The sequence below is a fragment of the Staphylococcus sp. Z5-21 genome (genome assembly GCF_056529615.1).
The window spans coordinates 1,586,250-1,599,187 of sequence record NZ_CP096462.1 but is presented as its reverse complement, the minus strand read 5'-3'; the positions used below and the strand labels follow the sequence as shown (position 1 = coordinate 1,599,187).

The window sequence follows — 12,938 nt, the reverse complement described above, 5'->3', positions numbered from 1 at the left end:
CATGATACGGTATAATTGTCAAATTTAGTAGATTATGTGTATTTCTAGTGTATCAATTGAAATACTACTTGTATTTCAATTGATAAAATGGGAAAATATAAAAGTCTATCAATAGACTTTTAAAGGAGGTGAATCGACGTGGAAAACTTCGACAAAGTAAAAGATATCATCGTTGACCGTTTAGGTGTTGACGCTGAAAAAGTAACTGAAGATGCATCTTTCAAAGATGATTTAGGCGCTGACTCACTTGATATCGCTGAATTAGTTATGGAATTAGAAGATGAATTTGGTACTGAAATTCCTGATGAAGAAGCTGAAAAAATCAACACAGTTGGTGACGCAGTTAAATTTATCAACAGTATTGAAAAATAATAAACAAATATCTGAGTCGTTGTCATTACGGCTCAGATTTTTTGTTTTTTTGATAGAATCAATGAATCTTAACGCATGATTTTTTGTACCTTCGATATTAATTACATCCATGACTTGTCGCTGTTTTACATGCGAAAAACAACAGTTTTTTCTTTAGTTTTGATGTGATTTCACGTAAAATATAAAGGTATACAGAATCCTAGCGCTATTTCTGAGGAGGAACTAGATTGACCAATCAAAAAAAGAAAGAAATGGTACAAACATTCCAAAATAAGTTTGAAAAAAAGATGCAAGAATTAAATTTAGATTTTAACCGAGTAGATTTATATCAACAAGCTTTTTCTCATTCAAGCTTTATCAATGACTTTAATATGAACAGGCTTGACCACAATGAGCGATTAGAATTTTTAGGAGATGCGGTATTAGAATTGACGGTTTCACGCTATTTATTTGATAAATACCCAGAATTGCCTGAAGGTAATTTGACTAAAATGCGTGCAACAATTGTTTGTGAGCCCTCACTTGTAATATTTGCGAATAAAATTCAGCTCAACGATTTAATTTTATTAGGTAAAGGCGAAGAAAAGACAGGTGGTAGAACACGACCTTCACTTGTATCCGATGCGTTTGAAGCATTTGTCGGAGCGTTGTATTTAGACCAAGGATTAGAGGCAGTCTGGCAATTTTCTGAACAAATCATTTTCCCATATGTGGAAGATGATGAATTGGACGGTGTTGTAGACTTTAAGACGCAATTTCAAGAATATGTGCATAGACAAAATAAGGGAGATGTCACATATCGTCTGATAAATGAAGAAGGACCGGCGCACCATCGTCTTTTTACTTCTGAAGTGATTCTAGAAGAAGATGCCGTAGCAAAAGGCAAAGGTAAAACAAAAAAAGAATCTGAACAAAAAGCTGCAGAACGTGCATATAAAATATTGAAAAATAAAAACGCTTAACATTGGATGCGTTTAAACATCATGATTCACTAGATGGAAATATCATAGTTATAAGTATGATTAATGATGACATAGCATTTATATAATGAAAAATTGCGTTTTTAAATATACAGCTAAGATTAAATAATTAAGTTAATCATAATAAGATGGAATAAGTGTTATGAATGGCGAATGAAGTTAAAATGAATTAGCCATTTCATTCCCGTGCTGTAGAACAGTCAGGAATATTTTAAAGGAGAATAGTATGGTTTATTTAAAATCTATAGATGCCTTTGGTTTTAAGTCATTTGCTGAACATACAAATGTCCAATTTGATGAAGGTGTAACAGCAATTGTTGGACCTAATGGTAGCGGTAAAAGTAATATTACTGATGCGATAAAATGGGTGTTAGGTGAACAGTCAGCTAAATCATTACGTGGCGCCAAAATGGAAGATATTATATTTTCAGGCGCCGAGCATAGAAAAGCTCAAAATTATGCAGAAGTAAAATTGAAATTAGAGAATAGTTCTGGAAAGTTACAAGTTGATTCAACTGAAGTAACAGTTACACGTCGTTTGTATCGAAGTGGCGAAAGTGAATATTATTTGAATAATGATAGAGCAAGATTGAAAGATATCATTGATTTATTTTTAGATTCAGGGTTAGGAAAAGAAGCGTTCAGTATTATTTCGCAAGGACGTGTAGACGAAATATTAAATGCTAAGCCTATAGATAGAAGGCAAATATTAGAAGAATCTGCTGGAGTTTTAAAATATAAAAAAAGAAAAGCAACTTCTGTTCAAAAATTGGATCAAACAGAAGATAATTTGTCACGCGTAGAAGATATACTTTATGACTTAGAAGGTCGTGTAGAACCATTACGTGAAGAAGCCGCGATTGCAAAAGAATACAAACACTTATCCAAAGAAATGGAAAAAAGTGACGTCTTAGTAACGGTCCATGATATAAAACAATATAGTGACAATATTAATGAATTAGATGATAATTTAAACCATTTAAAAAGTCAGCAGGCAACAAAGGATGCTGAAAAAGTACAACATACACAATCTTTAAATAAATATAAAGCTGAAAGACAACAATTAGATACACGCATCGAGTCATTAAATTTCGAGTTGGTCAAAGCAACTGAAGAAGTAGAAAAATTCACAGGACAGCTCAATGTATTGGAAGAACGAAAAAGAAATCAATCGGAAACGAATGCACGCTTTGAAGAAGAACAAGAAAGTCTATTAAATCAAGCTGAGAATTTAAATAAAGAGAAGACAGAAGTTCAGTTAGAAATCGATAGATTAAAAGCCCAACAAAAAGAATTAAATGAAAAAGTACAATATTTAGAATCACAATTGTATGTTACTGATGAACAACATGATGAAAAACTTGAAACCATTAAAGATGAATATTATCAACTTATGTCTGAACAATCAGATGTAAATAATGATATTCGCTTTTTAGAACATACGATACAGGAAAATGAATCAAAACAATCACGTTTAGATTCAAGGTTAGTAGAGGCGTATGAACAATTAAAGCATATTCAATCTGATATTAATGAGGCAGAAAAGCAAAGCACAACAACGAAAAAAGAACTGAAAAACTCAGAACAACAATTGAATGAATACGAACGTAAATTAACACAATTAAAACAACAACGTAGTGAATATGAAGAAAAATTACATCAAGCATATCGTTTTAATGAAAAGTTAAAGTCTCGTATTGATAGTGCGGCAACACAACAAGAAGAATATAGTTACTTTTTTAATGGTGTAAAGCATATTCTGAAAGCTAAAAACAAACAACTTACAGGTATACGAGGGGCAGTTGCTGAAGTTATTCAAGTACCTTCTGATTTAACAAAAGCGATTGAAATAGCTTTAGGCGCCTCTTTACAACATGTAATAGTAGATTCTGAAAAAGATGGCAGACAAGCGATTCAATATCTTAAACAAAATGGATTGGGTAGAGCGACCTTTTTACCATTAAATGTGATACAACCAAGACATATTGTGAATGATATTTTAAATTCTGCAAAAACGTCCCAAGGATTCATTAATATTGCATCAGAGGCTATCCAAGTCGATTCAGATTATCAGAATGTATTACAAAATTTATTAGGAAACACCATTATTGTCGATGAATTAAAAAATGCAAATGAGTTAGCAAGAAAAATTCGTTATCGCACTAGAATTGTTACGCTCGAGGGCGATATCGTTAACCCAGGTGGATCGATGACTGGTGGTGGTGATCGTAAAACTAAAAGCATATTGGCACAAAAAGATGATCTAGCTAAAATGCGAGCACAACTAGAAGACTATCAACAACAAACCATTGAATTCGAAAAGCAATTTCAAGCAATTAAAGAAGCGTCAGATCAAATTAGTGAAAATTATTTTGAAACAAGTCAACAATATAATTCTGCAAAACAAAGATTACATGATTTTGAATTAGAATTAGACCGTTTGAGAAAAAGTGAAGCACATTTGAAAGATGAACATGAAGAATTTGAATTCGAAAAAAATGATGGTTATCAAAGTGAAACAAGTAAGCAGACGTTAACAGAAAAGAAACAAATACTTGACCAAATTAAAGCGCAATTACTTAAACTTGAAGAAGACATCAATCTTTACACTAAATTATCAAAAGAAGGTAAAGCAAGCATCACTCAAACCCAACAACAATTACATCAAAAACAGTCAGATTTAGCTGTCGTAAAAGAACGTTTAAATGCCCAAAAACAATCTCTTACAAAAATCACTAAACAATTGGAAAGTGTAGAGAAGCAACAAGAAAAATTGGATGAGCAAATTAAATTATTTAACTCAGATGAAATGACTGGGGAAAAAGCATTTGAAACGATTCAAAGTCATATTGAACAAAGTAAGGTTACTAAAGAAAAACTTACTGTTGATATAGAAGACGTTAAATCGCGCAGACTAGAATTGAATGATACAATTGAAGAGACAGATCAAAAACTTCAAGAGGCTAACCAAGATATATTATCTATTGAAAATCGCTATCAAGATATCAAGGCAGAACAGTCACGTTTGGATGTGTTAATCAATCATGCGATTGACCATTTGAGCGATGATTATCATTTAACTTATGAACGTGCAAGTGAATTATATGAATTAGATGAAGCGATTGATGTATTACGTAAAAAAGTAAAATTAACAAAAATGTCAATAGAAGAACTAGGGCCTGTTAATTTGAATGCAATTGAGCAATTTGAAGAAATTAATACGCGCTATACGTTTTTAGATGAACAACGTGCTGATTTAAGAGCAGCTAAATTAACTTTAGAACAATTGATTGATGAAATGGATCAAGAAGTAAAAGATCGTTTTAAAGAAACGTTCCATGCAGTACAAGGCCACTTTGCTGATGTGTTTAAATCTCTTTTTGGTGGCGGACAAGCAGAACTACGCCTTACTGATGATGATTATTTATCAGCGGGTGTGGATATTATTGTGCAACCACCTGGTAAAAAACTACAGCACTTATCGTTATTAAGTGGTGGGGAAAGAGCACTAAGTGCTATCGCATTATTATTTGCCATACTTAAAGTACGCTCAGCACCATTTGTAATTTTAGATGAAGTTGAAGCCGCTTTAGATGAAGCTAATGTAATACGTTACGCGCAATACTTAAAAGAATTATCAGATCAGACTCAATTTATAGTTATTACACATCGTAAAGGCACAATGGAATTTTCAGATAGATTATATGGTGTGACGATGCAAGAATCTGGCGTATCTAAATTAGTGAGTGTTAATTTAAATACAATTGATGAAGTCATTAAGGAGGAACAAGTATGAGCTTTTTCAAACGGTTAAAAGATAAATTTGCTTCTTCATCAGAAGCGGAAAATAAGCAAGAATATTTAGAGCAATTACCTGAATTAGAACAACAAGATACGGATCAAACGAAAGAAGACGAACCAAAGAAAAAACCTAAAAAATTAAAAGAAGCCGATTTTGATGATGATGGTCTAATTTCTATAGAGGATTTTGAAGAGATAGAGGCACAACAATTAGGTGCGAAATTTAGAGCAGGTTTAGAAAAATCAAGAGAAAATTTCCAAGCACAACTAAACAACTTAATCGCACGTTACCGTAAAGTAGATGAAGAATTCTTTGAAGCATTAGAAGAAATGTTAATTACTGCAGATGTTGGTTTTAATACAGTTATGCAGTTAGTTGAAGAATTAAGAGAAGAAGCACAAAAACGTAATATATCCGAAACAGAAGATTTACGTGAGGTTATCGTAGAAAAAATTGTTGAAATATACCATCAAGATGATGAACACTCAGAAGTCATGAATATAGAAAACGAAGGTCTGAATGTTATTTTAATGGTTGGTGTAAATGGCGTAGGTAAAACAACTACAATTGGTAAGTTGGCTCATCGTTACCAAGCTGAAGGTAAAAAAGTTATGCTTGCTGCAGGTGACACTTTCAGAGCAGGCGCAATCCAACAGTTAAAAGTATGGGGAGAACGCGTTGGCGTTGATGTTATGAGTCAAAATGAAGGTTCAGATCCTGCTGCTGTGATGTACGATGCAATTAATGCAGCGAAAAGTAAAGGCATTGATATTTTAATTTGTGATACAGCGGGTCGTCTACAAAACAAATCTAATCTGATGAATGAATTAGAAAAAGTAAAACGTGTTATCAGCCGTGCAGTACCTGAAGCACCACATGAAGTACTGTTATGTTTAGACGCAACAACTGGACAAAATGCCTTATCACAAGCTAAATCGTTTAAAGAAGTGACTAATGTAACAGGGATTGTGTTAACTAAACTAGATGGAACTGCTAAAGGTGGTATTGTATTAGCGATACGTAATGAATTGCACATACCAGTTAAATATGTTGGCTTAGGTGAAAAATTAGATGACTTGCAACCATTCAATCCTGAAAGTTATGTATATGGTCTGTTTGCTGATATGATAGAGCAAAATGTAGAAGAAGTCGATGATGTAACTGATGAACAATCGAACGAAATTGAAGGTCAATCTGATGAGTCAAAATGATTTAATAAAAACAATTCGTATGAATTACTTGTTTGATTTTTATCAAGCCTTGCTCACTAAGAAGCAAAGAAATTATTTAGAATTATTTTACCTGCAAGACTATTCATTGAGTGAGATAGCTAATACATTTGATGTGAGTCGCCAAGCAGTGTATGATAACATAAGAAGAACTGGCGATTTAGTGGAAGATTATGAGGAAAAATTGGGATTATATCGAAATTTTGAACAAAGACAGAACTTATATGAACAAATAAAACAACATATTAATGATCCAGAACAAATAAAAAAATATATTCAAGCACTTGAAGATTTAGATTAATTAGAGAACAAAAAGGAGGGTATTTGATATGGCATTTGAAGGATTATCCGATCGTTTACAAGGAACGATGCAAAAAATCCGTGGTAAAGGTAAAGTGACAGAAGCAGACATTAAGCTAATGATGCGTGAAGTTAGACTCGCATTATTAGAAGCCGATGTTAACTTTAAAGTTGTAAAGGATTTTGTCAAAACTGTATCAGATAGAGCTTTAGGTTCAGATGTTATGAAATCATTAACACCTGGACAACAAGTGATTAAAATTGTTCAAGAAGAACTTACCCAATTAATGGGTGGGGAAAATTCAACAATTACGATGGCAAATAAACCACCTACTGTTGTGATGATGGTTGGTTTACAAGGTGCCGGAAAAACAACAACTGCAGGTAAACTCGCATTATTAATGCGTAAAAAATACAATAAAAAACCTATGCTGGTAGCTGCTGATATTTATCGTCCGGCTGCAATAGATCAATTGCAAACAGTTGGTAAACAGATTGATATACCAGTTTATAGCGAAGGTGACCAAGTCAAACCGCAGCAAATTGTAGAAAATGCAATTAAGCATGCTAAAGAAGAACATTTAGACTTTGTTATTATTGATACAGCAGGTCGTTTACACGTTGATGAAGCATTAATGCAAGAGTTAAGTGATGTTAAAGAAATCACAAAACCTCATGAAATCATGCTTGTCGTGGATGCAATGACAGGTCAAGATGCAGTTAATGTTGCACAATCCTTTGATGAACAATTAGAGGTATCTGGTGTAACGCTAACTAAACTCGATGGTGATACGCGCGGTGGTGCTGCGTTATCCATTAGATCCGTAACTCAAAAACCAATTAAATTTGTTGGTATGAGTGAAAAATTAGACGGTTTAGAACCATTCCACCCTGAACGTATGGCATCTCGCATTCTCGGTATGGGTGACGTACTAAGTCTAATAGAAAAAGCACAACAAGATGTAGATGAAGACAAAGCAAAAGATTTAGAAAAGAAAATGCGCACGTCTTCCTTCACTTTAGATGACTTTTTAGAACAACTTGATCAAGTGAAAAATCTTGGTCCTTTAGATGATATTATGAAAATGATACCGGGTATGAACAAGATGAAAGGTATCGATAAACTTAATATGAATGAAAAGCAAATCGATCATATTAAAGCAATTATACAATCCATGACACCAAGTGAACGTAACGATCCAGATACTTTAAATGTATCTCGAAAAAAACGTATCGCTAAAGGCTCAGGACGTTCAGTTCAAGAAGTTAACAGATTGATGAAACAATTCAATGATATGAAGAAAATGATGAAACAATTTTCCGGTGGCGGCAAAGGTAAAAAAGGAAAACGTAAACAGATGGAAAATATGATGAATGGTATGAATTTACCGTTTTAAAATGTGTTTCTTAAATTGAGTAATAATTAAAAAGTAGTAATCCACAGCAGAGTCGTGGATTACTACTTTTTTTGTGCTATATCCAATCTATAAACTAATAGAAAGCGTACGATGTTGAATCACTATTAAATTCCAATATTTTCTCTAAATGTTGTACCTTCGTATTCAGTACGATACAATCCACGTTTTTGTAATTCAGGCACAACATCATCGACAAAATCTTCTAAACTATTTGGAAATTCTGGAGGCATTAAGTTAAAACCATCCGCAACACCCGCGTCAAACCAGCGTTCCATTTCATCTACAATATCCTTTGGTGTTCCGATGAGTGTTAAATGCCCACCTCCAGCACTTAAATAACCTAATAACTCACGTAATGTTGGATTTTTATCTTTAATGATTTCTAGCACAGTTTGATAGCGTCCTTTAGGTCCTTTAAAAGATTCGACAGGTGATAATGGTGGTACCGGTTCATCCAAATCCCAGCTATGGCAATTTTGACGAATAAAAAAGGCTAATTGATTTAAAGCGGTATCAACTTCTAAAGATTCATCGAGTTTTTGTTTTTTTGCATAAGCTTCTTCATAAGTTTGTCCGACATATGTAACTAATCCAGGAAATACTTTCAAACTATCTATGGGCTTACCTTCTTGTATCAATTTTTGATTTAATTTGTTCTTGAAAGCGCTAGCTTGATTGAAATTCCAAGCAACAGCATAAACTGCATCAGCATATTTAGTTGCTAATGCGATACCAGGATCGGAGGCGCCCGCTTGCATTGCAATGGGTTTCTCTTGAGGGCTACTTGGGGTTGTTAAAGGTCCACGGACATTGAAATGTTCTCCTTCATGATTAATAGCGTTGATTGCTGATGGATTGATTAACTTATTATCTTCTTTATCGTGTAAAAAGTCATCCACTGACCATGATTCGAGTAAACGATTCATCACTTGTGCAAATTCATCTGCTTTTTTATAGCGTTCCTCGTGTTCAGGTAAATGGTCCATACTATGATTAGCAGCTTCCATATCAGTCATTGACGTTACTAAATTCCAACCAGCACGACCTTGACTCATATGGTCTAGACTGAGTAGTTGTCTAGCAGCTGTGAATGGATTGGAGAATGTACTAGATATCGTAGCAACTAGGCCCACATGTTGTGTAACTTGTGATATTGCTGCTAAATTAACGAGGGGATCAAACCAAAATGCAGGCATATCACTTTTCGAACTAGCTGGAAAAGATTGATTGTCAGCAAAAAATATGGCATCAAATAAGCCTTGTTCTGCAGTTCTTGCTAATGATTGATAATAAGTAATATCACCAATACGCTCAATGCTTGAATGTGGCATACGCCATGCAGCCTGATGATGGCCACAAGCATAGATAAGTACACCGATGTTTAAATGTTGTGCTTGTGTCATTGAATGACTCAGTCCTCCTTATTAGTTCATTGTTAAGCCACCGTCGACTGTAAAATTTTGACCTGTGATGCCATTTGCTTCATCTGATAAGAGATATGCAACCATATTAGCAACATCTTGTGGTGCGGTTACCTTTTTTATTGGAGTGGTTTGAGCAATTAAATCGAATACTTCAGTAGTGGTACTTGCACTTGCATCCGTTGTCTTTAATAAGCCGCCAGAAACGACATTAGATGTGATACCATATTGACCTAATTCTGCAGCTAAATTGCGTGAAAAACCAATCAAACCAGCTTTAGCTGTTGTATATTCATGATAAGGGACGACAGGATTTTGAAATAAATTTGTACCAATTGAAATGATATGGCCATTTTGTCTTTCGATGAATTGAGGTATAACACTTTGACACAAATTAAAAGCAGCTTTCAATGTACCATCAATTTGTTGTTGATAATCCTCCCATGTAAGGTCAACAAATGCTTGTTGTTGAACAGGGTCAAATTTAAAGCCAACAAGTGCATTATTGACTATAGCATCTATGTGACCAAAATATTGCGTAGCTTTCTCAACTAACGCGTCTATTTCATTGCGTTTTGTAACATCTGCTTGGATAGCGATTGATTGATGAGTTCCAATTTCATCTACAAGTTGTTGTGCAGCTTGTCTGCTGTTGTGATAGTTTATGACAACGTTATGTCCTTGTTGCGCCAATGTGTTCACGATTGTCGCACCTAATCCTCGACTGCTACCAGTTACAATTACAGTTTTTTTCATTTTATACACTCCTTATTTTCTATAAAAAAATACACAACGCTCCTGAAAGAAGGTTGTGTATAATGAATATCGACATATGTATCAAAGTACTTCAAAATATTGAAATATGCTAGACTTCACACTTTCCTCCGCTAGTTTAAACTAGATCAGGTTCAAAGGGTTTGAGTCAGACTCATCTCAGTTAGAAACACCCCTAGTGCATTTGTTATGTAATTTAAGTTAAATGTATATTTTTTAGTGAATTATGTCAAGTTAAGGGTGATTAAGGAGATGTGGCTTCCCAAGAATTAAAGTAGAAAAAGAATTTTGCGTAATAATGAAATTGGTAAAGAAGAAACTCTTTACAAATTATTGAATTACTGTTATTATTATTTCTTGTAGAAAATAAAAACTATGAAAACAAAAGGAGCGAATATAAATGGCAGTTAAATTACGTTTAACACGTTTAGGTTCAAAAAGAAATCCATTCTATCGTATCGTAGCAGCTGATGCTCGTGCACCACGTGACGGTCGTAATATCGAACAAATCGGTACTTACAACCCAAACAATGTGAATGCAGCTGAAGTTAAAATCGACGAAGAATTAGCACTTAAATGGTTAAAAAATGGTGCGAAACCAACTGATACAGTTCATAATATCTTATCAAGAGAAGGCATCTTGAAGAAATTTGACGATCAAAAATAGGATTTCGACAAATAAACAAATATATGATTTGTAAGGGTACCTTGAAGGGTACTCTTTTTTTATAGACATTATCGATAATAATATAAGCAAGTTGATATTTTAAAAATGTCATTACATGAATATTGTATTTGTGTCACTGCTTATAACTTCACATGTTATAATAATAAGACAAATCATAGCATACATAATCAATTTTAATAGATAAATAATAGTGGAGGCACGTATATGAAGGTAGAGATAGGTAAAATTGTTAATACACATGGTATTAAAGGAGAAATAAAAGTAAAATCAAATTCAGATTTTACAGAAACACGCTTTCAGCCTGGGGAGCTTGTAATTATTGAACGTAAAAATAAAGAGCCATTAGAATTCACAATTGCTTCTTATCGTATGCATAAAGGTCTTCATATGTTGACATTTGAAGGCATTAATAATATTAATGATATTGAATATTTAAAAGGTGAAACCATTATGCAAGAACGAGATCATGAAGAAATAGAACTCGGTGAACATGAATTTTATTATTCAGATATCATTGGTTGCACTGTATTTGATGACGATGATACACCAATTGGACGCGTTACAGAAATTTTCGAAACAGGCGCAAATGACGTGTGGGTAGTTAAAGGTGACAAAGAGTACTTGATTCCATATATCGCTGATGTTGTTAAGGATATTGATGTAGAGGGTAGACGTATTCAAATTACACCAATGGAAGGATTGTTGGATTAATGAAGATTGATTTTCTAACTTTATTTCCAGAAATGTTTAATGGTGTTTTAAACCAATCCATTTTAAAGCGTGCACAAGATAAAAATATGTTAACAGTCAATACAGTTGATTTTAGACATTTTGCAGAAAATAAACATAATCAAGTGGATGATTATCCTTTTGGTGGTGGTCAAGGCATGGTATTAAAGCCTGAACCCATTTTTAATGCAATGAAAAGTATTGAAAAAACAGATGACACAAGAGTGATTTTAATGTGTCCGCAAGGCAAACCATTTACACAAGCGATAGCAAATGAACTAAGCCAATCAGAACATGTAGTGTTTATTTGTGGTCATTACGAAGGCTATGACGAAAGAATACGTGAACACTTAGTTACAGACGAGATTTCTATGGGAGACTATGTATTAACGGGAGGCGAATTACCTGCAATGGTGATGACAGACGCCATAGTGAGATTATTACCAGGTGTTTTAGGTAACCAACAATCTCATGAAGATGATTCATTCCAAGATGGCTTATTAGAATTCCCACAATATACAAGACCACGAGAATATAAAGGGATGAGTGTACCGGATGTATTACTTTCAGGTAATCATGCTCATATTGATCGATGGCGACATGAACAAAAAATTCTACGTACATTTGTAAAACGACCAGATTTATTAGAACGGTATCCAATGACAGTTGAAGAAAAAGATATTGTAGAAAGATACAAAAAGCAATTGAAAAAAGACTAGCAATGTGCTAACATATTTTAAGTGTGCGACACACGAAAAATCACTATGATCCGCTGCTATATTTTGTCGAGGCAAGAACATAGGTTGAAGGAGAGAAAAAATAATGAGTAATCACAAATTAATCGAAGCAGTAACTCAATCGCAATTACGCACAGATTTACCTTCATTCCGTCCAGGTGACACTTTAAAAGTGCACGTACGTATTATTGAAGGTACACGTGAACGTATCCAAGTATTCGAAGGTGTAGTAATCAAACGCCGTGGTGGAGGTATTTCAGAAACTTTCACTGTTCGTAAGATTTCTTCAGGTGTAGGTGTGGAACGTACTTTCCCATTACACACACCAAAAATCGAAAAAATCGAAGTTCCACGTCGTGGTAAAGTTCGTCGTGCTAAATTATACTACCTACGTGAATTACGTGGTAAAGCTGCTAGAATTAAAGAAATTCGTTAATCAGCATATTAAGCATATAAAAAGCGGTTCTCATTATGAGAATCGCTTTTTT

The 12,938-nt window shown here is 34.0% G+C and carries 12 protein-coding genes and 1 riboswitch; of the genes, 10 read left to right on the top strand and 2 right to left on the bottom strand.

The window, feature by feature from the left end; genetic code table 11:
* Window positions 1-138: 138 nt before the first annotated feature.
* The 6 genes from M1D64_RS07835 to ffh all read left to right on the top strand — a co-directional run bounded on the left by M1D64_RS07835 (window position 139) and on the right by ffh (window position 8,080).
* Window positions 139-372, top strand: coding sequence for an acyl carrier protein (locus tag M1D64_RS07835; protein ID WP_002483492.1), 234 nt, complete (start codon window positions 139-141; stop codon window positions 370-372).
* 227 nt (window positions 373-599) lie between these two features.
* Complete coding sequence (gene rnc / locus M1D64_RS07830; protein WP_069825848.1) at window positions 600-1,334, top strand: ribonuclease III; 735 nt, start codon at window positions 600-602, stop codon at window positions 1,332-1,334.
* A 244-nt stretch (window positions 1,335-1,578) separates the two neighbouring features.
* On the top strand, window positions 1,579-5,148 hold the full coding sequence (gene smc / locus M1D64_RS07825; protein ID WP_069825849.1) for a chromosome segregation protein SMC: 3,570 nt from the start codon (window positions 1,579-1,581) through the stop codon (window positions 5,146-5,148).
* A complete protein-coding gene (ftsY, locus tag M1D64_RS07820) occupies window positions 5,145-6,365 on the top strand; it encodes a signal recognition particle-docking protein FtsY (RefSeq protein WP_069825850.1) in 1,221 nt (406 codons plus the stop codon). The genes smc and ftsY overlap by 4 nt, the downstream gene beginning before the upstream one ends.
* Complete coding sequence (locus M1D64_RS07815; protein ID WP_011303280.1) at window positions 6,352-6,684, top strand: putative DNA-binding protein; 333 nt, start codon at window positions 6,352-6,354, stop codon at window positions 6,682-6,684. The genes ftsY and M1D64_RS07815 overlap by 14 nt, the downstream gene beginning before the upstream one ends.
* Window positions 6,685-6,712: 28 nt before the next feature.
* Window positions 6,713-8,080 carry a signal recognition particle protein gene (gene ffh, locus M1D64_RS07810; protein ID WP_041080441.1) on the top strand — a complete coding sequence of 456 codons (1,368 nt, stop codon included), beginning with the start codon at window positions 6,713-6,715 and terminating at the stop codon, window positions 8,078-8,080.
* Window positions 8,081-8,205: 125 nt separating this feature from the next.
* On the opposite strand, the gene M1D64_RS07805 is transcribed toward ffh, so the two are convergent.
* Complete coding sequence (locus M1D64_RS07805) at window positions 8,206-9,504, bottom strand: LLM class flavin-dependent oxidoreductase (RefSeq protein WP_041080442.1); 1,299 nt, start codon at window positions 9,502-9,504, stop codon at window positions 8,206-8,208.
* A 21-nt stretch (window positions 9,505-9,525) separates the two neighbouring features.
* A complete protein-coding gene (locus M1D64_RS07800; protein ID WP_041080443.1) occupies window positions 9,526-10,278 on the bottom strand; it encodes a 3-oxoacyl-ACP reductase in 753 nt (250 codons plus the stop codon).
* Window positions 10,279-10,384: 106 nt separating this feature from the next.
* Window positions 10,385-10,483: riboswitch (TPP riboswitch) on the bottom strand.
* Between the two features lie 213 nt (window positions 10,484-10,696).
* Here M1D64_RS07800 and rpsP point away from each other — a divergent pair.
* From rpsP to rplS, 4 genes are all read left to right on the top strand, one after another.
* The gene (gene rpsP, locus M1D64_RS07795) at window positions 10,697-10,963 is read left to right on the top strand and encodes a 30S ribosomal protein S16 (RefSeq protein WP_002483484.1); all 267 of its coding nucleotides are present in this window, start codon (window positions 10,697-10,699) and stop codon (window positions 10,961-10,963) included.
* Window positions 10,964-11,188: 225 nt separating this feature from the next.
* Window positions 11,189-11,695 carry a ribosome maturation factor RimM gene (gene rimM / locus M1D64_RS07790; protein WP_002483483.1) on the top strand — a complete coding sequence of 169 codons (507 nt, stop codon included), beginning with the start codon at window positions 11,189-11,191 and terminating at the stop codon, window positions 11,693-11,695.
* Window positions 11,695-12,432, top strand: a complete 738-nt coding sequence (gene trmD / locus M1D64_RS07785; protein WP_115347418.1) for a tRNA (guanosine(37)-N1)-methyltransferase TrmD — start codon at window positions 11,695-11,697, stop codon at window positions 12,430-12,432. Before rimM ends, trmD begins: the two co-directional genes overlap by 1 nt.
* Window positions 12,433-12,535: 103 nt before the next feature.
* Window positions 12,536-12,886, top strand: coding sequence for a 50S ribosomal protein L19 (rplS, locus tag M1D64_RS07780; RefSeq protein ID WP_002483481.1), 351 nt, complete (start codon window positions 12,536-12,538; stop codon window positions 12,884-12,886).
* Window positions 12,887-12,938: the final 52 nt, after the last annotated feature.

Bases quoted from the DNA above. Each gene is read 5' to 3' on its own strand.
- smc (WP_069825849.1), top strand. From the start codon at position 1,579: ATGGTTTATTTAAAATCTATAGATGCCTTTGGTTTTAAGTCATTTGCT.
- ftsY (WP_069825850.1), top strand. From the start codon at position 5,145: ATGAGCTTTTTCAAACGGTTAAAAGATAAATTTGCTTCTTCATCAGAA.
- M1D64_RS07815 (WP_011303280.1), top strand. From the start codon at position 6,352: ATGAGTCAAAATGATTTAATAAAAACAATTCGTATGAATTACTTGTTT.
- ffh (WP_041080441.1), top strand. From the start codon at position 6,713: ATGGCATTTGAAGGATTATCCGATCGTTTACAAGGAACGATGCAAAAA.
- M1D64_RS07805 (WP_041080442.1), bottom strand. From the start codon at position 9,504: ATGACACAAGCACAACATTTAAACATCGGTGTACTTATCTATGCTTGT.
- M1D64_RS07800 (WP_041080443.1), bottom strand. From the start codon at position 10,278: ATGAAAAAAACTGTAATTGTAACTGGTAGCAGTCGAGGATTAGGTGCG.
- rpsP (WP_002483484.1), top strand. From the start codon at position 10,697: ATGGCAGTTAAATTACGTTTAACACGTTTAGGTTCAAAAAGAAATCCA.
- rimM (WP_002483483.1), top strand. From the start codon at position 11,189: ATGAAGGTAGAGATAGGTAAAATTGTTAATACACATGGTATTAAAGGA.
- trmD (WP_115347418.1), top strand. From the start codon at position 11,695: ATGAAGATTGATTTTCTAACTTTATTTCCAGAAATGTTTAATGGTGTT.
- rplS (WP_002483481.1), top strand. From the start codon at position 12,536: ATGAGTAATCACAAATTAATCGAAGCAGTAACTCAATCGCAATTACGC.